Consider the following 18,618-nt stretch of genomic DNA (forward strand, 5'->3'; position numbering starts at 1 on the left):
AGGAAGTCTATGAATTCGTTGCGTTTGGAACCCATTTCTCGTGTGGCCGGTGAGGTCAATCTGCCCGGCTCCAAGAGTGTCTCTAACCGTGCGCTGCTGTTGGCAGCGCTGGCTCGTGGCACCACCCGTTTGACCAACCTGCTCGACAGCGATGACATTCGTCATATGCTGGCTGCGCTGACCCAGCTCGGGGTCAAGTACAAGCTCTCCGCCGACAAGACCGAGTGTACCGTGCAGGGTCTGGGCCGCAGCTTTGCGGTAAAAGAGCCGGTCAATCTGTTCCTCGGCAATGCCGGTACTGCCATGCGACCGCTCTGCGCCGCGCTATGCCTCGGCTCAGGTGAATATACCCTGGGCGGTGAGCCGCGCATGGAAGAGCGTCCCATCGGCCATCTGGTGGATGCCCTGCGTGAAGCGGGTGCCCATATCCAGTACCTGAAACACGATGGTTATCCGCCGCTGGTGGTGGATGCCAAGGGGCTGTGGGGCGGCGATGTGCACGTCGACGGCTCCGTCTCCAGCCAGTTCCTGACCGCATTTTTGATGGCGGCGCCAATGGCGGCCGGTGATACCCGGATCCACATCAAGGGAGAGCTGGTCTCCAAGCCCTACATCGACATCACCCTGCACATCATGAAGCAGTTCGGGGTGGTCATCGAGCACGACAACTACAAGCTGTTCTACATCAAGGGCAACCAGACCTACATCAGCCCGGGTGATTTTCTGGTGGAAGGAGATGCCTCGAGCGCCTCCTACTTCCTCGCGGCGGGTGCCATCAAGGGCAAGGTGCGGGTCACCGGTATTGGCAAGCACAGCATTCAGGGTGATATCCACTTCGCCGACGTGCTGGAGAAGATGGGCGCGCGCATCACCTGGGGCGATGATTTTATCGAGGCGGAGCAGGCACCGCTGCACGGAGTGGATATGGACATGAACCATATTCCCGATGCGGCCATGACCATCGCGGTTGCCGCGCTGTTTGCCGAGGGGCCGACCTCCATTCGCAATATCTACAACTGGCGGGTGAAAGAGACCGATCGTCTGCACGCCATGGCGACCGAGCTGCGCAAGCTGGGCGTCGAAGTGGAGGAGGGGTATGACTTTATCACCGTGACCCCGCCGACCCAGCTCAAGCATGCCGAGATCGATACCTACAACGATCACCGTATCGCCATGTGCTTCTCGCTGGTGGCGTTGTCGGATACTCCGGTCACCATCAATGATCCCAAGTGCACCTCGAAGACCTTCCCGGATTACTTCGACAAGCTGGCCAGTATCAGCCAGCGTGGCTGATCACTGACAAACCCGTCATCCTCGACTCTTCTGGCCCGCGCTGAGCGGGCCTTTTTACCTTCCCCACCCGTATCGCCACCTCGCTTAGCATCATTTCAATAACTTGCAAGATTGCCACGCAAAATAGTTTTGCTATTGCTGTAATTTCCTATTTACACATGCCCTGTCGCGGGCTATGTTGAGATTTCTTAATCGCAGTCATCTAGCAGGAAGCCTTGTCATGCAGCATCAAACCGACGACGTTCGTATCAGTGAAATCAAAGAGTTATTACCCCCGGTTGCGGTGCTTGAGAAGTTTCCGGCTACCGAGACCGCATCAAATACGGTCTTTGAATCCCGTCAGGCCATTCATCGGATCCTGACCGGTGAAGATGAGCGTCTGCTGGTGGTGATTGGCCCTTGCTCCATCCACGATCCGGTGGCCGCACTGGAATATGGCAAGCGCCTCAAGGCGTTGCGCGACGAGCTGAAAGGTCAGCTGGAGATCGTGATGCGGGTCTACTTCGAAAAACCGCGCACCACTGTGGGCTGGAAGGGGCTGATCAACGACCCGTACCTCGACAACAGCTGCAAGATCAACGATGGTCTGCGCATTGGCCGCAAGCTGCTGCTGGATCTCAACGACATGGGGCTGCCGACCGCCTCCGAGTTCCTCGACATGATCACCCCGCAATATGTGGCGGACCTGATGAGCTGGGGTGCTATCGGTGCCCGTACCACCGAATCCCAGGTTCACCGTGAGCTGGCCTCCGGTCTCTCTTGTCCAGTGGGCTTCAAGAACGGCACTGACGGTACCATCAAGGTCGCCATCGATGCCATTGGTGCCGCCAGTGCGCCGCACCACTTCTTGTCGGTCACCAAATATGGTCACTCCGCCATTGTGGCGACCCGCGGCAACCCGGACTGTCACATCATTCTGCGTGGTGGTCGTGAGCCGAACTACAGCGCGGCCCATGTCAGCGAAGTTGTGAAGGGGCTGGAGAAGGCCGGTCTGCCGCAGAAGGTGATGATCGACTTCAGTCACGCCAACAGCAGCAAACAGTTCAAGAACCAGATGGTAGTGGCCGAAGACGTAGCAGGTCAGTTGCGTGCCGGCAGCAAGGCGGTGTTTGGTGTGATGGTGGAGAGCCATCTGGTAGAAGGCCGTCAGGATCTGGTGGAAGGGTGTGAACTCACCGTTGGTCAGAGCATCACAGATGCCTGCATCGGTTGGGCTGATACCGAAGTGTTGCTGCGCAACCTGGCTGATGCCGTTGCAACTCGCAACGCCCGCTAAAGTCATCCCGGCGGCGTAGTTAATAGTCAGTGCGCCGCTGGAACAGCAAGCGACCGTTTGGCCAAATCGAATGCATAAAGCAAAAGCGCGACCCTCGGGTCGCGCTTTTTCATATGTGGAGTGGATTACCAACGGTAGGTTTTCAGCAGAGCCTCCAGTTTCTGACACTGCTCCACCAGCTGGATGCTGGCGAGGTTGGCGGCGTGCGCCTGACCCAGGGTGTCGTTGGAGGTGTTGCGAATATCGCTTACCGAGCTGTCTACCTCATGGCAGACCCTGTCCTGTTCTTCGGCCGACTGGGCCATCTGGGCGTTGAGGTCGTTGATGCGGGCGATGCGCTCGATGATGTTCTGCATGGCTGCCAGGGTCGCTTCGGTCTTGCTGATGCTCTCATCGGCTTTGCTTTTTGCATCCCCGATCACCGTAACAGCGCTCTGGGCCTCATTTTGCAGGGCGGCGATCATCTGGGAGATCTCTTCGCTGGCGGCGCGGCTGCGGTTGGAGAGGGCCCGCACTTCATCGGCCACCACCGCAAAGCCACGGCCTTGTTCGCCTGCCCGGGCCGCTTCAATGGCAGCGTTGAGGGCCAGCAGGTTGGTCTGATCGGCAATCCCCTTGATCACCTCGAGCACACCGTCAACCGCAAGGCAGCGGCTGTCGAGTTGCTGGATCACCTGATCCACCCGATCGATCTCTGCCGACATCTCGCCCATATCAGTGATGGAGTGCTGGGCGAGGCGGCTGGTATCGGCGGCATCCTGATTGGTGAGGGCGGAGAGCTCGGCGCTGTGGCGGGCATGTTCGCGCACTTCATGAGAGCTGGCGGCCAGCTCGCTGACGGCGGCGGCAACCTGGGTGGTCATCCCCTCTTGCTGGCGGGCCGAGTTTTCGGTCTGGGTCGCCACCTGACGGATCTGGTTCGACTCCTGATAGAGCTGGTGGGTCGCCCCTTCCACCTCCTGCAGGCTGTGGCGGAAGCCCTGCACCATATCATTGACGGCACGGGTCATCTGGCCCAGTTCATCTCGGCTGTGATTGACCAGGGGGAGGGCGAGGTCGCGCTCTTTGGCCATCCGGATCATGGTGAGCTGCAACTGGCGCAGGGGGTGTTTCACGTAACGTTGCAATACCCACCAGAGCAAGCCGAAGCCGAGGCTGAAGACGGCGGCTAGGCTGCCGCTCAGGATCAGGTTGTTGTGGCGGATCTCGCCGAAGGTGTGGCTGAGGTCATAACTGATCCGCACTGCCCCCATCACGGTCCCCTCATTGACCTGGTGACAGGTGAGGCACTGGGTGCCGCGATACTCCTTGTAGGCTTTGAACGGTTTGATCAGGGTGAGCCGGTTGCCCTGCTGCTCCAGGATGGCTTCGCCCTGATTGATGGCACGCTCATCGAGGGGATCCTGCGCTTTCTGATCCGGATGACCCGGGCCAAACAGGTTGCTGACAGCCGGCGCGCGTACCAGACGGGCTTCAACGATGCCCGCTTCACTCTTGAGTTTGGTCTGCACTATCTGCCGGTTGGCCATGCCACCAGTCATCATCAGCACGTTCACCTGATCCATATAGGTGTTGGCCATGCTCTCAACTTTCTCCTCTGCCAGCCGGATGGCGAGATCCCGTTGCAGCCAGGCGGAGAGTTCGAAGCAGAGGCCAAAGGTGGTGCTGATGACCAGCGCAAGAGGGAGGAATATTTTCCAGTTCAAGGAGAGGTTATGCATTTTGGGCAAGTTCCATGCGCTTGGTGTTGTTATGTGATCCCGTATCATCTTGATCGTAGACGAAGAAACGGCGGGAGATGGTTCTCTATCGGCACACGATAACCACTCTTGAGTAAATAATCTGTTAAGCAGATCGGTAATGCAGGTTGCCAGAATGCCTTTCGGGAGGGGGCTGCTCCTCGGGTTGATCCAGAACAAATTGCCAGTAACGATAATCGTTATCATTGTCATTATTTGCTGATAATAGTGACCATCATGAATCTGACCCCTTCCATGACCGGTATTGCCACGCCGGATCCCCTCAAGTTTGCTTTTAGCGCCAAGACCTCGGCTCACGCCAGTCGGGGAGGGATGCGCCCCTTCCCGCTGGATGAGGCAGGCTGGCAGAGCTGGTGGCAGCGAGAGAGTGAAGCTGAGGAGCGTGCCCTCTACATCCATATTCCGTTTTGCCGAAAGCGCTGCAGCTTCTGCAATTTCTTTGAAAATGGTGCCAACCCGGCGCGGATCAACCGCTATGTCAACGCCTTGTGCGCCTCCCTTGCGCAGGCGGCTGACACCCCGCTGGCGCAGAGCATGCCGTTTTCAGCCGTCTATGTGGGGGGCGGTACGCCGACCGACATGAGCGCCGACGAGTTGGCCATGCTGGCTGCCGTGATCCGCTGTTTTCCGCTGGCGGCGGATGCCGAGGTGACACTGGAGGGGCGCCTCAACGGCTTTGATGATAAGAAATGGCAGGTGGCGCTGGCGGGGGGCTTCAACCGCTTCTCCTTCGGGGTGCAGAGCTTTGATACCCGGGTGCGTCAGCAGGCGGCCCGTTTCGATGACAGGGAGACGCTGCTGACCCGTCTGGGTGAGCTGACCCGGGATGATGCGGCTGTGATCGTGGCGGATCTCATCTTTGGTCTGCCCGGTCAGGATGATGTCGTATGGCAGCAGGATATCCGCGATGTGATGGCGAGCGGTGTACACGGGGTCGATCTCTACCAGCTCATCGCCATGCAGGGCACCAATCTGGAGCGGGCGCAGGAGAAGGGCACCTTGGATTGGCTCGCCGATGGCCAGCAGCGGGCGGCCATGTATGCCTATGGCGGGGAGCAACTGGAAGCTCACGGCTGGGAGCGTCTCTCTTGCAGCCACTGGCGGCGCAGTCCGGCCGAGCAGAGTCGTTATAACCAGATGGCCAAGCGCGGTGCGGAGATCCTCCCCTTTGGTGCCGGTGCGGGGGGCAACATTCTTGGTCACGGTTTGATGTATGGGCGGGATCTGGCACCCTGGCACGACGCGCTGGCCAGTGGCAAGCGGGCGCCCGGGATGGTGATGGGGCGCAATCCCAATGCAAGGATGGACGGTCTGCTGCGTGGCGCCCTCGACAGCGGTGTGCTGGCGCTGGATCGTCTGCCAGCGCCTTTACTGACCCATCTGATGCCGCTCTTTGCCGCCTGGCAGCAGCATGGGCTGGCCGAGATCGAGAACGCACGGTTGCAACTCACCCTCGCCGGCCGCTTCTGGAACGTCAATATGCAGGCTGGCTTGTTCGAGTTCTTGCAGCTCAATCCGCTCGATGGTTCTGCGCCGCCCAGCCACGGTACTGCCGCGGTACGCCATTCGCTGGTTTGAGCCCGAGCGGAGCATTTGCACGACTCCGAGCGATCCATAACGAAAGAGGGAGCCTTGCAGGCTCCCTCTTTTGGCTTGGCAGTTAGCGTCGCGCGAGCTTACTCGTCGCTGCTCTCCTGATAGCTGTCGCGCATTGCTTTGGGCAAGCGGCGCATTGGCGCAAAGCCGATATCCTCACCCACTACTTCCCGCTTGCGGGACTTGTTTTGAGGAGCCTGGGCAGGCTTTTTGCTGGCGTCGCCTTTGGCTTTGCCCTTGCCCGCGGCTGGCTTGCCCTTGGCATTGCTGCTCTTGGCGTTGGCATGGCCGCGAGCCCGAGGCGGGTTCTGCACCGGTTTGCTGCCTGGCAGAGTCTGGCGACTCGGCTTGCCGCTTGGCTCATACCCTTCCAGGATCTCCACGGACAGGGATTGGCCGATCAGGGCTTCGATCGCCTTGAGCTGACCCAGCTCGTCCTGACTGACCAGCGAGATGGCCTCGCCGCCACGACCGGCGCGGCCGGTACGGCCGATACGGTGGATGTAATCTTCCGCCATCTGGGGCAGTTCAAAGTTGATCACGTAGGGCAGTTGATCGATGTCCAGACCGCGGGCGGCGATATCGGTCGCTACCAGCACCCGCACCTCGCCACTGCGAAAATCGGCCAGCGCCCGGTTGCGGGCTCCCTGGCTCTTGTCACCGTGGATCGCCACGGTATTGAGGCCATCTTTTTGCATCTGCTGGGCGAGGCGGTCGGCGATCTGCTTGGTGCGGACAAACACCAGCACCCGCTGCCAGTTGCCACGGCCAATCATGTGGGAGAGCAGCTCGCGGCGGCGTTCCCGATCTACCTGAATGATGCGCTGGGTCACCTGCTCCGCGGCAGTATTGCTGGGGTCCACCTCGATCAGGGTGGGGTCGTTCAGCAGATCATCGGCCAGCGCCTTGATGTCGTTTGAGAAGGTGGCAGAGAAGAGCAGGGTTTGCCGCTCTGCAGGCAGCGCCTTCATGATGCGGCGGATGTCGACGATAAAGCCCATGTCGAGCATGCGATCCGCTTCATCCAGCACCAGCACTTCCAGCTGGCTCAGGGTCAGGGCGCCCTGGGTCAGCAGATCCAGCAGACGGCCCGGGGTGGCGACCAGAATGTCTACCCCCAGCTTGATGGCGTCCAGATTGGGCTTGATGCTGACACCGCCATAGGCGATCAGAGTCTTGAACGGCAGGTGGTGGGCATACTTGATGATGCTCTCGCCCACCTGTGCCGCCAGTTCGCGGGTCGGGGTCAGTACCAGTGCGCGCACCTGACGACGGCCACGACCATGGTTGGCCAGCAGACGCTGCAACATCGGCAGGGTGAAACCGGCCGTTTTGCCTGTGCCTGTCTGAGCGCCGCCGAGCACATCCTGACCGGCCAGAATGGCCGGAATCGCTTGCTGCTGGATGGGGGTTGGCTGTTCGTAACCCAGCTCCTTGACGGCCCGCAGAATATGCGGAGACAGACCCAGTTCGTTGAATGACATGTTCGAGAGAAACTCCTGAGATGAGCCTTTGGCTCAACGGGCAGCCAGCATGTTGGGGCCAGCCACGATATGGAAAAGATAGTGGGGCCGTAATATAGCAAAAGAGCGGCCGCTGCGCAGTAGCTGTCGCACCGGCCGCCATACAATCGTTCAACGCAGTGGCGTAAAACGGTGCGGGAGCATCAGAGCATCTCGCGGATCTGCTCGGCCAGACTCTCCGGTTTGGCCTGGGGGGCGAAACGCTCCACCACGTTGCCATCGCGGTCTATCAGGAACTTGGTGAAGTTCCATTTGACGTTTTCCAGCCCAAGAAAGCCCGGTTTTTGTTGCTTGAGCCACTGGTAGAAGGGGTGGGCATGCTCACCGTTGACATCGCACTTGGCCATGATGGGGAAGGTGACCGGATAGTCGAGGGAGCAGAAGCGGGCGATCTCGTCCGGATCCCCAGGCTCCTGATTGCCGAACTGGTTGCAGGGGAAGCCCAAAATCACCAGCCCCTTGGGGCCGAGTTCCCGATAGAGCGTTTCCAGCCCTTCATATTGGGGAGTAAAGCCGCAGCGACTGGCCACATTGACCACCAGCACCACCTTGCCCGCCAGTTGAGTCAGCGGGTAGGGGGTACCATCCAGTCGTTGCAAAGTGAGATCGGGCAGAGGCATGAGAAGATCCTTTCGTGGATGATGCGCGGGTTGTGCCGTGAGTAGTTCGGTCGGTGACAGAGACAAGCGCCGGATGAACAGCAACATGGCGATGCGGCTACGGTATCGGCTGGCTCTTGGCACCGCAAGGAGGCCGCGGCGCCTCCTCGTCCCGATTGCAAGGGCCATCACAGATTCGACAGCCAATACGCTCTTTGGCAGGGCGGGATCACAACTGTCGACAAAAACGCGGGGCGGCGGGCAGCAACTCGCGTATTGATGTTGGGACTTCTCAAGAGAAGCAAACCGGTTTGTGACTTTGCCGGTAAGTCGCTACAAAGCGCCCTCTTTCCACTCATTGTGAGCCAATCTTGGACTATCAAGCTGCCATGGATGCCATTTACACCCGGGGATGGGTGATAGTGGATGATTTTTTGACCGTCGCCGAGGTGGATGCCCTCAAAGCCTGTTTGCCAGGCGAATGGCAACCGGCCGGGATCGGCCGTGACGCCCTGCATCAGGGCAATCCCGACATTCGCCGTGACCAGATCCACTGGCTGGAGCCCTCCCTCGGTGCGCCGGTGGCTGACTACCTCGCCCGGATGGAGTCCCTGCGTCTTGCCGCCAACCGGATGCTGATGCTGGGATTGTTCGACTACGAGGCCCACTTCGCCCGCTATCGCAGCGGGGATTTTTATGCCACCCATCGGGATGCCTTTGCCGGTCGCTCCAACCGCCGTCTTACCACAGTGTTTTACCTAAACAACGACTGGCTGCCCGAAGCGGGTGGAGTGCTGCGCATGTATGACGACAAGGAGCAGTTTCTGATGGATGTCAGCCCCAAGGGGGGGAGGCTGGTCATGTTTCTCTCCGAGGAGTTTCCCCACGAGGTACTGCCTGCCAATCAGGAGCGCTACAGTATTGCCGGCTGGTTTCGGGTCAATGGCAACGGCATGGGAAGGGTCGATCCCCCGCGCTGAGGGGCAATGTGTCCCGATTTTGACACAGGGGAGACTTTTCACTGCAAGATGTGGGGTCATGGGTCTCCCATCAGCTGACAAGGGTTGATCTCCCTTGCTACACTGGCGCGCACTTATGTTCGTATCTGGCTTCGTCCGGTTTTTATGGTGGTTGGCTTATCAAATGGTCATGACGAGGCCGCTTCTCCCAAGGGATCACATCTAATGAAGAACATGCATGTCTTGCTGCTGTGCGGCGGCGGTGGCTCAGAGCACGAAGTTTCTCTGCGCAGCGCCAATTTCCTCGAGCAACAACTGGGCCTTCTGCCCGGTGTCGAAGTGACCCGCGTCGAGATGTTCGCCGATCGCTGGCTCAGTGCCGATGGCCGCGAGTGCAAGCTGGGGCTGGACAAGCTGCTTTCGTTTGACAGCGTGGCCCGTCCGGTGGATTACGTGGTGCCCTGCATCCACGGCTACCCGGGTGAGACCGGCGATCTGCAATCCTTCCTCGAGCTGGCCGGATTGCCTTATCTCGGTTGCGATGCCGAGGCGAGCAAGATCTGCTTCAACAAGATCAGCACCAAGCTGTGGCTCTCCGCCATCGGCATTCCCAACACCCCGTACCTGTTCCTGACCGAGCAAAATGACGCTGCGCTGGCCGAGGCCAAAGCCGCGCTGGCCAAGTGGGGCAAGGTCTTTATCAAGGCGGCCTCCCAAGGCTCTTCCGTTGGCTGCTATTCGGCCAGCAACGAAGTGGATCTGGTAAAGGGCATTGCCGATGCCTTCGGTTACTCCGAGCAGGTACTGATTGAGAAGGCGGTCAAGCCGCGCGAGCTGGAAGTGGCGGTTTACCAGTATGGTGACGAGCTGGTGGCGACTTATCCGGGCGAGATCTGCGTGCCGCAGGACAAGTTCTACACCTATGAAGAGAAGTACAGCAGCGCCAGCCATACCGAGACGGCACTGCGTGCCGAGGGGTTGACCCAGGCGCAGGCCGATGCGATCCACGAGTATGCCCTCAAGGCGTTCCGTCAGCTGAAACTGACTCATCTCTCGCGCATCGACTTCTTCCTGACTGAGGAGGGGGAGATCCTGCTGAATGAAATCAACACCTTCCCGGGCATGACCTCCATCTCCATGTTCCCGAAACTGCTGGAGCATCACGGTCACCGCTTCGCCGACTACCTTGAGCAGATCCTGCGCAAGGCCAGCTAACTGCGCTCTCCCGCTCGCGGGATGAAGCAGGGCCCAATAAAAATCCCCGCCAATTGGCGGGGATTTTTTTATGTCTTTATCAAGCTGGATAGGCCTGCCTGAGGGATAAACAGGCGGGGAGGGGATGACTCTTCCCCGCCTGTTGCTACCTTTGGGTGTTACCGGCGGTTAGCCGCGAGCCACCCGAAAGCGCACGCTGCGGGAGTGGCACGGCGCCAGCTCGCCAAACTCGCCAGCGGCCAGTTCAAGGGGCTGGGGCTGTTCGTCCATCCGCACCGTTTGCCAGTCGCTCAGGGCGTGTTCGCTGCTCATTTTGCCACCCTCCAGTACCGCCTGCTCGCTCGGGTTGTAGACCCGGATCACCAGCGCCTCTTCATCTTCGGCTTTCTTTAGGGCGCTCAGCACCGGACCGGAGGGATCCATGGTGAGCAGACTGAAGTGCAGCGGGGTAGTGAAGCTCGCCTTGTTGAGCTTCATGGCATCGAACGGGATCTTGTTGTAGCAGTGTACCGGAGTGAGGTAGCTGCGCGCCGCCTGCATCACGTTGGCGCTGATGTGATCGCCAGCAAACGCCAGCAGGCTGAAACGGCAGCTGAGCTTGCCGCGCACCTGAGAGTCCGGGGTGGGCAGCTTGATGCCGGAGGGGCGACCCGGGCGCAGCAGCAGCTCCTCTTTACCGAGTACGCCGACCCCGCGCAGCAGGGTGAGTGCCAGGGTGTCGCACTGCTCGCCAATCACTTCAAACTCGCGCAGACCGTCGCTCAGCACCGCCAGCCCCTGCTTGCCATCTTGCAGGGCGACGAAGTTCATCAGTTGCCAGACCGGAATGGGGGCCTCTTTCCACCCTTCCGCCTCCCAGTTCGCCATGGCGCTGTCGCGGGTGGGGCGAGTGATGCAGCCAAACTGGTTGTCGGATACCACGGTGTCGCTCGGGAAGGGGGTGGGGATCAGCACCCGCACCCGGTGATCATCGGCCTGATTGTCGAGCTCCAGCTCGATGTCGATGCGTGGGCTCTGGTGCGCCAGGGTGATGCGGCAGGTGACATCAAGGTGGCCGCTGCACTGGCGGTTGGCCCGCTCGGCTAGGTTGGCCGGCAAGGCCATACGCAGTTTGAGAGTGGCGATGCTCTGCCATGCCTGATGGGTAACCTCGCGAGTCACCGCAAACTCGGTGGAGTAGCGCAGCCACTCGTCCCGCGACGGCGAGTAGTCATACTCGTCACCATCATCGGAGCCCTCTTCCAGCGTGAGCACCTGATCGAAGGTGGTGCCGCGCAGCTTGTCCAGGATCTGCAAGGTGCCGTTGTCGTTGAGGGCGATGCGATAAAAATCGTTCTCCAGCAGCTCGCCGCTGGCCGTCACCGGCTGCTCCAGTCCCGGCTGATTGCCCTCAATATGGAGAGTGCAGTAGCCCATGGCAGGCAGCGGATGGCAGAGCTGGATGTCGTACTCCATAAAGGGGTCGTAGTTGCCGTAGTGCACGATCTGTCTGTCCACCAGTCCCGGGTCAATCTCGCGTCTGGCGCGGATGAAGTAGGGGACCGGCTGGCCCGCCTCATCGCTCAGGGCAAAGGATTGGGCGCGAATGCGGATGCTGGTGTTGATCACCTCCTGACGGGGGAAGGGCATCAGGTTGAACAGGCAGAGCTTGTCGGCTACCTGCACGCCGTCTTCGCACAGCGCCGCCGGCATGTTGTCGACAATCTTGCGCATGTAGAAGCGGATCAGGTTCTCGGCCATGTCGTCGGCCAGAATGAAGCGGGTCATCACCTCCTGATGCACCTTGTCGCTACAGCAGCAGCCGATGCTGTCGTGGGCGTGGTTCTTCATGATCTCCTTCCACATCTTCTCCAACAGCCCGTGGTGGTACTCGAAGCCGAGCGCCCAGGCGATGCTCGCCAGCGGTTCGAGGATGTTGACGATCTTGTTCTCGATGGCGGCGTGGGCCAGCTTGATGTCCATCCGGGTGGAGGAGATGGTGCGGTGTACCCGCATGTATTTGCCGTCGTTGAACTCCCCCTTGAGGGTGGCCAGCTGGTCGCGGCACGCCTCGATGCGCTCGAAGACCTGCTCGAAGCGGCTCATGTGGAATTCACGCTGGGGGTAGATTTCCCGCAGCTTGTCGATAATGGCGAATATGTTCTGTTGCAGCGGCATCTGGTCGTGGCCGTTGGGCAGCAGGATATCCTTGGTCACCGAGGCCTTCTCCAGCACCTCGAAGTAGGATTCGAGCCGCTTGCGCAGCCCAGCTTCATCTTCCGGCAGGTACTTGCCGATGGCGTAGCCGAGCGGCAGTACCTGGGCGGTCACCTCGCTGCCATCGTTGCTCTGCCACAGGAACTCGGTCTTGTCGGTACCGTGGCGCTCGGAGCAGCCGCGCCAGAACATGGCCCGATCGATCCCGAAGCCGTTGAAGATGTGGGGCAGTTGGGAAGACATGCCGAACGAGTCGGGCAGGTAACCGATCTTCATCGGCTCACCAAGGCTCAGGCAGTCGCGCATTCCGTAGAGCAGGTTGCGCAGGATGGACTCGCCGCTCACCTGCATGGTGTCGGTCTGGGTGTACCAGGGGCCGATGATGAGCTTGCCCGCTTCCACCAGTGCCTTCACCCGGGCCTTGTTCTCGGGCTGGATGGCGAAGTAATCCTCCAGCACCGCGGTCTGGCCGTCCAGCACATAGAACTTGTAGTCAGGGTCGGATTCAAGACGCGCCAGGATCTCCGCCATATTGTTGACCAGCAGGATGCGGGACTCCTCGGTGGTGAAGTACCACTCCCGATCCCAGTGCATGTGCGGCGTGATGTGAACTCGTGAAACTGTCATGACAATGATCCTTTGCTGACGCACGGCGGCCCTTGCCTGCAGTGCGGAAAAATAGTCTGTTGAAAAAGTGGTGGTGAAGATGCGCCTTACTCTGCGGCGACCACCTGATAGGTGCCGCGCTGCATGGCGTGACGGCGCCAGCCGATCAGCACCACAGTGGAGATAAGGGTGCCCACCAGCGCCGCACCGAGCCAGACGGCGGCCGCCATCATGGCGCCGTGGCCGCCATCGTGGAGCAGGAACAGGGAGAAGATGCCGGCCCCCGGGGTGGAGAGACCAATCCCCATGGCTCCCACCATGGCGCCGGTGACCACCGAGCCTGCGAGGAAGGAGCCGATCACCCGGATTGGATCTTCGATGGCCATCGGAATGGCGCCCTCGGTGATCCCCGCCAGCCCCAGCAGCCAGGTCGATTTGCCGGTCTCGATCTCGAAGGTCTGGAACAGTCGCGGCGCCAGCATGGTGGAGAAGGTGACGGTAAAGGCCGAGACCATCTTGACCGCGCCGAAGATGGCGTAAGGGCCGTAGACCCCGTTGGCCATGGCGCCGAGGCAGAAGGCGTAGGCCGCCTTGTTGACCGGGCCACCCAAGTCAAACGAGCACATAAAGCCGAGCAGGGCGCCCAGTACCAGCGCATTGGTGCCGGAGAGGCCGTTGAGCCACTCGGTGAGGCTGTTGTTGAGCCAGGCTACCGGCTGGCCGATGACAAACAGCATCAGGCTGCCCGCCACCAGGGTGCCGATCACCGGATAGAGGTAAAAGGTGAGAAAGCCGTTGAAGTTGGGGCTCAGACGCACATGCTGCTTGACCCAGCGCATCAGGTAACCGGCGATAAGACCACCGACCACACCGCCGAGAAAACCGGAGCCAATCATGTTGGCGGCCAGTCCCGCCGCAAAGCCCGGGCCCAGCGCCGGTTTGTCCGCCAGCGAATAGGCGGTATAGGCCGCCAGCACCGGCACCATCAGGGTGCCCAGCATGCCGCCGCCCAGCTTGCGATACATCCAGAGCCAGGAGTTCTCGGTATCAAACAGATGTTGCAGGCCGAAGATCTGGGCCAGCAGCACAGAGACGGCGAGCACGGTACCGCCTGCCACGATCAGCGGCACGGCAAAGGAGATGCCGCTCAGCAGCGCCTGCTTGAGCTCGGTCTTGAAGCCCACCTTCTTTCCGGTTGGCGCCTCGCTCTGGCTGGGGTTGGGCGTCGGGGCGGTGCGACCGGCCTTGGCCGCTTCCAGCGCATCATTGAGGATCCGCTCGGCATGGCGGATGGGCTCGGCCACCGGCGTCTCGATCCGGGGGATACCGGCAAAACGTTCCTGCTCCTTGATGGCCACCTCGGCGGCGAAGATGCAGGCCACGGCAGCATCGAGCGCTTCTTGCGGCAGGCGATCCTCGATGCCGTTGGCACCCTGCTTTTCAACCAGTACCCGAATGCCCAGCTTGCGACCCGCCTTTTCCAGATACTCGGCAGCCATATAGGTGTGGGCGATCCCCGCCGGGCAGGCAGTGACACAGACCACAGCAGGTTGATTTGTATCTAAGTTGTCTTCTTTTGCTGGTTGCTGACCGCTATCCCCTTCGCCATCGAGCAGCGCCATCAGCTGCTCGGCACTTTGGGCCGCCAGCACCGCCTCGCGGGTATCGTCATCAACCAAAGCGGTAGTGAGGGTGGTGAGTAGCTGCATATGGGTAGAGCCCGCCTGATCGGTCGGGATCGCCAGCATGAAGATCAGGTTGACCGGCTCGGGGCCGTCGATCCCCTCCCAGCCCAGCTCCTCGCTCAGGGTGGCGACGGCAAAGGCCGCTTCGCGCACCGCATCGCACTTGCCGTGGGGCACTGCCAGCCCTTCGCCAAGGGCGGTGGGGCCCTGCGCCTCGCGGGCCATGACCGCGGCCAGAAAGGCGGCCTTGTCGTGCAGCTTGCCGGCCTGATCGAGCCGATCAGCCAAGGCATGAATGGCCGCATCCCGATCGGCAAACCGGGTTTGCAGCGTGATGAGATGGGGGCCGGTAAGACTGGTCAGATTCATGATGATCCTCTGTCAGGTTGGCTTGCCAGCAAGCCGTCATGGTGAAAGTGACAGCGATGCTAACAAACCGGCCGACTGATTTTTGTGAGTGGTATCATACAATTCGTTATTTGTATTGTTTTTGTATTGTTTTGTCAAGGTGATTTGTTAGGTCAAATGAGGCTGAGCCGTTTTGTCTGCCGGGCAACTGGGGTAGAATGGCGCCTCTTCCATTTATCATGGCGCAGAGCCGACGAGGTGGCCTTTCGTGTCGAAAAAACCCATGTATCGCCAGATAGCCGACATCATCCAGCAGTGGATTGCGCAAGGGGAGCTGGCCCCCGGCGATGCCTTGCCCACCGAAGCCGAGCTGCGCGAGCAGTTCGGGGTGAGCCGGGTGACGGTGCGTCAGGCTCTCAAGCAGCTGACCGAACTCAACGTCATCGAGAGTATTCAGGGCAGCGGTAGCTACGTGCGGCAGGAGAAGGTGAACTACGACATCTATCAGCTCACCAGCCTCTATGAGAAGGTGACCGATCCGGCGGCCGAGACCCACAGCGACATTCTCGCCTTCGAGGTGATCAAGGCGAGTAGTGAGTTGGCCGAGCGGCTCAATCTGCTGGAAGGGGCGCTGGTCTATTACGTCAAGCGGGTGCGCTTTATTCGCCAGATCGCGGTAACGCTGGAGGAGACCTGGATGCCGCTCGCTCTCTTCCCCGATCTCAGCTACGCGGTGATGCAGGGCTCGAAGTACCACTACATCGAAGAGGTGAAGCAGCTGGTGATCGACCGCAGCGAGCAGGAGATCATTCCGGTGCTCCCCTCGGCGCAGGTAGTGGAGGCGCTCGGTATCGATCCTGCCAAGCCCATTATCGAGAAGGTTTCCCGTGGCTTCTTGCAAGATGGCACCGTGTTCGAGTTCAGTCGCAACTTCTTCAAGAGCGATGACTACAAGTTCACCCTGGTCGCCCGCCGCGCCAAGGGGTGAGCGGGCGGCAGCACCTGAGATAAAAAAGGCCACCACCCTGTTTGCGGTGGTGGCCTTTGTTTTTGGCTGATTGCCGGGCTGAATAGCAGATTGGCTGGTGGTTTGATACAGCCGATCTACTGCGCAGAGTCTTTGATAACTTCCTCGACCCGCACCTGCAGGCTCCCTTGTGCCAGGGTGGTGATGAGCTGATCGCCGCTGCTGACCTGAGCGGCGCGGCTGATGACTTCACCACGCGCAGTACGGGTGATGGAGTAGCCGCGACCCAGAGTAGCAAGCGGGCTCACCCCGTCGAGGCGGGCGGTGAGCATGGCGAGGCGGTGGCTCGCAAGGTCTTGCCGCTTGGCAATCAGGGCATGAAGCCGCTCCTCGGCCAGCTGGTGGCGGCGCTTGCCAGCTGCCAAGAGGCGCTCCGGACTCTTGCCCTGCAGGCGCAGCTCAAGGTTGGCGAGGCGCCGCTCACCCTGATGCAGCCGCTGGCGTAGCAGCTGCTGCAAACGAGTAGATAGCTCGTCGAGGCGCTGGGATTGCTGCTCCAGCCGCCGCTTCGGATCCTGATGGTCGAGCCGCTTTTGCAGCAGGATGAAATCGTGGCGGGCGGCGGTCTGCTGGCGGCTCATCGCCTGCAGCAGTCGCTGCTTGAGGTGAACGAGACGCTGGGCACGGGTGCTTTGATCCGGCGCCACCAGCTCGGCGGCGGCCGACGGGGTAGGGGCGCGCAAGTCGGCGGCAAAGTCGCTGATGGTGACATCCACCTCGTGGCCCACTGCGCTCACCACCGGTATGGCGGAGTGGGCAATGGCACGCGCCACCGCCTCTTCGTTGAAGCACCAGAGATCTTCGAGCGAGCCGCCGCCGCGCCCGACGATCAGCACATCCACCTCGGCGCGCTGGTTCGCTTTGGCGATCGCCGCGACGATCTGGCTGATGGCGGCGCTCCCCTGAACCTGAGTCGGGTAGATAAAGACCGGCAGATCCGGCGCGCGCCGTTTAAGCACCGTCAGCATATCGTGCAGGGCGGCACCTGTGGCGGAGGTGATAAGGCCCACCGCCCGTGGTTCACGGGGCAGCGGCCGCTTGCGGCTTTCGTCAAACAGCCCCTCAGCGCCGAGACGGCGCTTGAGCTCTTCAAAACGCAGGGCCAGCACGCCATCGCCTGCGGGTTGCATCGATTCGATGATCAGCTGGTAGTCGCCGCGCGGCTCATAGAGGGAGACCCGCGCCTGCACCAGCACCTGCATGCCATCCTGCGGGCGGAAGGCCACCCGCCGGTTGTTGCCCTTGAACATGGCGCAGCGCACCTGCGCCGACATGTCCTTGAGGGAGAAGTACCAGTGGCCGGAGCTTGGCATCGCCAGATTGGAGAGTTCGCCGGTCAGCCACACCAGCCCCAGATCCTGCTCCAGGATCATGCGCACGGCGCTGTTGAGGCGGGTGACGGTAAAGACCTGCTGCTCGCGGCCGTTCGCCGCACTGGATGGGGTAAATCGGTTCAAAGGCGTACCTGTGGTCTGCCCCGGCGTGGCCGGGATAAAACGATGGCCGCTATCTTACCCCAGAGCGCGGCTGGAGCCGAGCCCGGACTCAAGCCCAAGGAGCGATCAGACGGAGGATTTCTGTTGTGACAGTGCCCAGGATGGAACGACCCTGAGCCGTCATGGTTAACCCGCACAATAGAAGCAAATTTAGGAATACGGTGACCCAGAACACTTGGCGAAATTCCACTTTAGCTGATTTATGCCTGAGTAACTGTTGGGCAGAAAGGGCGCCAGGCCAACCACCTAGCAGGGCCAGCAGATGCAGGGTGCTCTCTTGAGTACGCCAGTGGTTATGTTGGGCTGCATGTTTATCAATTGCATAGGCAATAAAGGTCATCACACTCAGGGAGGCATATACGATGAAGAGGAATACCGGGATACGCTGAAACAGGGTGAGCGCCAGCAGGCTTGACATAAACAGCAACGGCCATAGCAGACTGATATTACTTCCGCTTCTCTTTATCGCGCTGGACCGTTCATGTGGATACGAGACATTAATAGCATTGCTGCGTTGCCGATTATCTTTCGCTACTTCGTAAATAACCAGATCGCCATTGGTGGGGCGCCGTACTTTTGATTTGAATGACTTGATATGAATAAACGTCCGTTCGCCGCCACCATTGGGTTCGACAAACCCATATCCTTTGTCATCATTCCACTCAGAAATCTTTCCCTGAAATCTCATATATGTTCCCGCTTTCCTTGATTGAAGTGATTTATGGCATGTCATATTGCCATTAATAATGTTTTGAGACTTGTTGTGAATATATTTATAGGCAGTATGAATATGTCTGAAATATATTTCACATTCAGTCTATACAAAGCCCGTTTTCTGCTGTCAGCCTTTCCCTGGAACTGTACGTGCCAGTGGGAGGGCAGCAAGAAAGGTGTTTGGCAGGATATCTTACGAGACCTCGCCTTTTCTCGGCCACTACTTTCATCCCTCTGTAACGGTAAATGTGTCAATCATGGCGTTGGCGTCACAACGGCAACACAGTGGCAGACGCATAGTGGTGACGATGCGTTGCGAACGCAT

Annotated in this window: 13 protein-coding genes; 6 read left to right on the forward strand and 7 right to left on the reverse strand. The window is 60.1% G+C overall.

Annotated elements, in window-relative coordinates:
- Window positions 1–9: 9 nt before the first annotated feature.
- Together aroA and aroG are read left to right on the forward strand one after the other, a co-directional pair.
- Window positions 10–1,293: a 3-phosphoshikimate 1-carboxyvinyltransferase gene (gene aroA, locus AB5Y99_RS14330; protein ID WP_323892452.1), complete on the forward strand. Its 1,284-nt coding sequence runs from the start codon at window positions 10–12 to the stop codon at window positions 1,291–1,293.
- A gap of 220 nt (window positions 1,294–1,513) precedes the next feature.
- Entirely contained in the window at window positions 1,514–2,569 is a 1,056-nt protein-coding gene (gene aroG / locus AB5Y99_RS14335) for a 3-deoxy-7-phosphoheptulonate synthase AroG (RefSeq protein WP_323892453.1), read from the forward strand.
- Between the two features lie 125 nt (window positions 2,570–2,694).
- On the opposite strand, the gene AB5Y99_RS14340 is transcribed toward aroG, so the two are convergent.
- Window positions 2,695–4,290, reverse strand: a complete 1,596-nt coding sequence (locus tag AB5Y99_RS14340) for a methyl-accepting chemotaxis protein (protein ID WP_005360022.1) — start codon at window positions 4,288–4,290, stop codon at window positions 2,695–2,697.
- 255 nt (window positions 4,291–4,545) lie between these two features.
- Here AB5Y99_RS14340 and hutW point away from each other — a divergent pair, with 255 nt between their 5' ends.
- Complete coding sequence (gene hutW / locus AB5Y99_RS14345) at window positions 4,546–5,907, forward strand: heme anaerobic degradation radical SAM methyltransferase ChuW/HutW (protein WP_368209979.1); 1,362 nt, start codon at window positions 4,546–4,548, stop codon at window positions 5,905–5,907.
- Between the two features lie 98 nt (window positions 5,908–6,005).
- On the opposite strand, the gene AB5Y99_RS14350 is transcribed toward hutW, so the two are convergent.
- Both AB5Y99_RS14350 and AB5Y99_RS14355 read right to left on the reverse strand, forming a co-directional pair.
- Entirely contained in the window at window positions 6,006–7,409 is a 1,404-nt protein-coding gene (locus AB5Y99_RS14350) for a DEAD/DEAH box helicase (protein ID WP_368209980.1), read from the reverse strand.
- Between the two features lie 182 nt (window positions 7,410–7,591).
- Window positions 7,592–8,068: a glutathione peroxidase gene (locus AB5Y99_RS14355; RefSeq protein ID WP_368209982.1), complete on the reverse strand. Its 477-nt coding sequence runs from the start codon at window positions 8,066–8,068 to the stop codon at window positions 7,592–7,594.
- A gap of 350 nt (window positions 8,069–8,418) precedes the next feature.
- On the opposite strand from AB5Y99_RS14355, the gene AB5Y99_RS14360 reads away from it, so the two are divergent.
- The gene (locus AB5Y99_RS14360; RefSeq protein WP_123173223.1) at window positions 8,419–9,027 is read left to right on the forward strand and encodes a 2OG-Fe(II) oxygenase; all 609 of its coding nucleotides are present in this window, start codon (window positions 8,419–8,421) and stop codon (window positions 9,025–9,027) included.
- A 204-nt stretch (window positions 9,028–9,231) separates the two neighbouring features.
- Window positions 9,232–10,221, forward strand: a complete 990-nt coding sequence (locus tag AB5Y99_RS14365; protein WP_123173222.1) for a D-alanine--D-alanine ligase — start codon at window positions 9,232–9,234, stop codon at window positions 10,219–10,221.
- A gap of 168 nt (window positions 10,222–10,389) precedes the next feature.
- On the opposite strand, the gene mngB is transcribed toward AB5Y99_RS14365, so the two are convergent.
- Window positions 10,390–13,044, reverse strand: a complete 2,655-nt coding sequence (gene mngB, locus AB5Y99_RS14370; protein WP_368209984.1) for a mannosylglycerate hydrolase — start codon at window positions 13,042–13,044, stop codon at window positions 10,390–10,392.
- Window positions 13,045–13,130: 86 nt separating this feature from the next.
- Window positions 13,131–15,077 (reverse strand): PTS 2-O-a-mannosyl-D-glycerate transporter subunit IIABC, encoded by a 1,947-nt coding sequence (mngA, locus tag AB5Y99_RS14375; RefSeq protein WP_368209985.1) that lies wholly within the window; start codon window positions 15,075–15,077, stop codon window positions 13,131–13,133.
- Window positions 15,078–15,324: 247 nt separating this feature from the next.
- On the opposite strand from mngA, the gene AB5Y99_RS14380 reads away from it, so the two are divergent.
- Window positions 15,325–16,044: a GntR family transcriptional regulator gene (locus tag AB5Y99_RS14380; RefSeq protein ID WP_201966151.1), complete on the forward strand. Its 720-nt coding sequence runs from the start codon at window positions 15,325–15,327 to the stop codon at window positions 16,042–16,044.
- A gap of 116 nt (window positions 16,045–16,160) precedes the next feature.
- Here the strand turns inward: AB5Y99_RS14380 and xseA are convergent, their stop codons facing one another.
- Entirely contained in the window at window positions 16,161–17,540 is a 1,380-nt protein-coding gene (gene xseA / locus AB5Y99_RS14385; protein WP_368209986.1) for an exodeoxyribonuclease VII large subunit, read from the reverse strand.
- 88 nt (window positions 17,541–17,628) lie between these two features.
- Window positions 17,629–18,267 carry a cold shock and DUF1294 domain-containing protein gene (locus AB5Y99_RS14390; RefSeq protein WP_307895037.1) on the reverse strand — a complete coding sequence of 213 codons (639 nt, stop codon included), beginning with the start codon at window positions 18,265–18,267 and terminating at the stop codon, window positions 17,629–17,631.
- Window positions 18,268–18,618 lie beyond the last annotated feature (351 nt).

The sequence above is a fragment of the Aeromonas sp. R4-2 genome, assembly GCF_040908295.1.
Classification (GTDB): Bacteria; Pseudomonadota; Gammaproteobacteria; order Enterobacterales; family Aeromonadaceae; genus Aeromonas; species Aeromonas veronii.

Bases quoted from the DNA above. Each gene is read 5' to 3' on its own strand.
- AB5Y99_RS14365 (WP_123173222.1), top strand. From the start codon at position 9,232: ATGAAGAACATGCATGTCTTGCTGCTGTGCGGCGGCGGTGGCTCAGAG.
- hutW (WP_368209979.1), top strand. From the start codon at position 4,546: ATGAATCTGACCCCTTCCATGACCGGTATTGCCACGCCGGATCCCCTC.
- mngB (WP_368209984.1), bottom strand. From the start codon at position 13,044: ATGACAGTTTCACGAGTTCACATCACGCCGCACATGCACTGGGATCGG.
- mngA (WP_368209985.1), bottom strand. From the start codon at position 15,077: ATGAATCTGACCAGTCTTACCGGCCCCCATCTCATCACGCTGCAAACC.
- aroG (WP_323892453.1), top strand. From the start codon at position 1,514: ATGCAGCATCAAACCGACGACGTTCGTATCAGTGAAATCAAAGAGTTA.
- aroA (WP_323892452.1), top strand. From the start codon at position 10: ATGAATTCGTTGCGTTTGGAACCCATTTCTCGTGTGGCCGGTGAGGTC.
- AB5Y99_RS14340 (WP_005360022.1), bottom strand. From the start codon at position 4,290: ATGCATAACCTCTCCTTGAACTGGAAAATATTCCTCCCTCTTGCGCTG.
- AB5Y99_RS14350 (WP_368209980.1), bottom strand. From the start codon at position 7,409: ATGTCATTCAACGAACTGGGTCTGTCTCCGCATATTCTGCGGGCCGTC.
- AB5Y99_RS14390 (WP_307895037.1), bottom strand. From the start codon at position 18,267: ATGAGATTTCAGGGAAAGATTTCTGAGTGGAATGATGACAAAGGATAT.
- AB5Y99_RS14355 (WP_368209982.1), bottom strand. From the start codon at position 8,068: ATGCCTCTGCCCGATCTCACTTTGCAACGACTGGATGGTACCCCCTAC.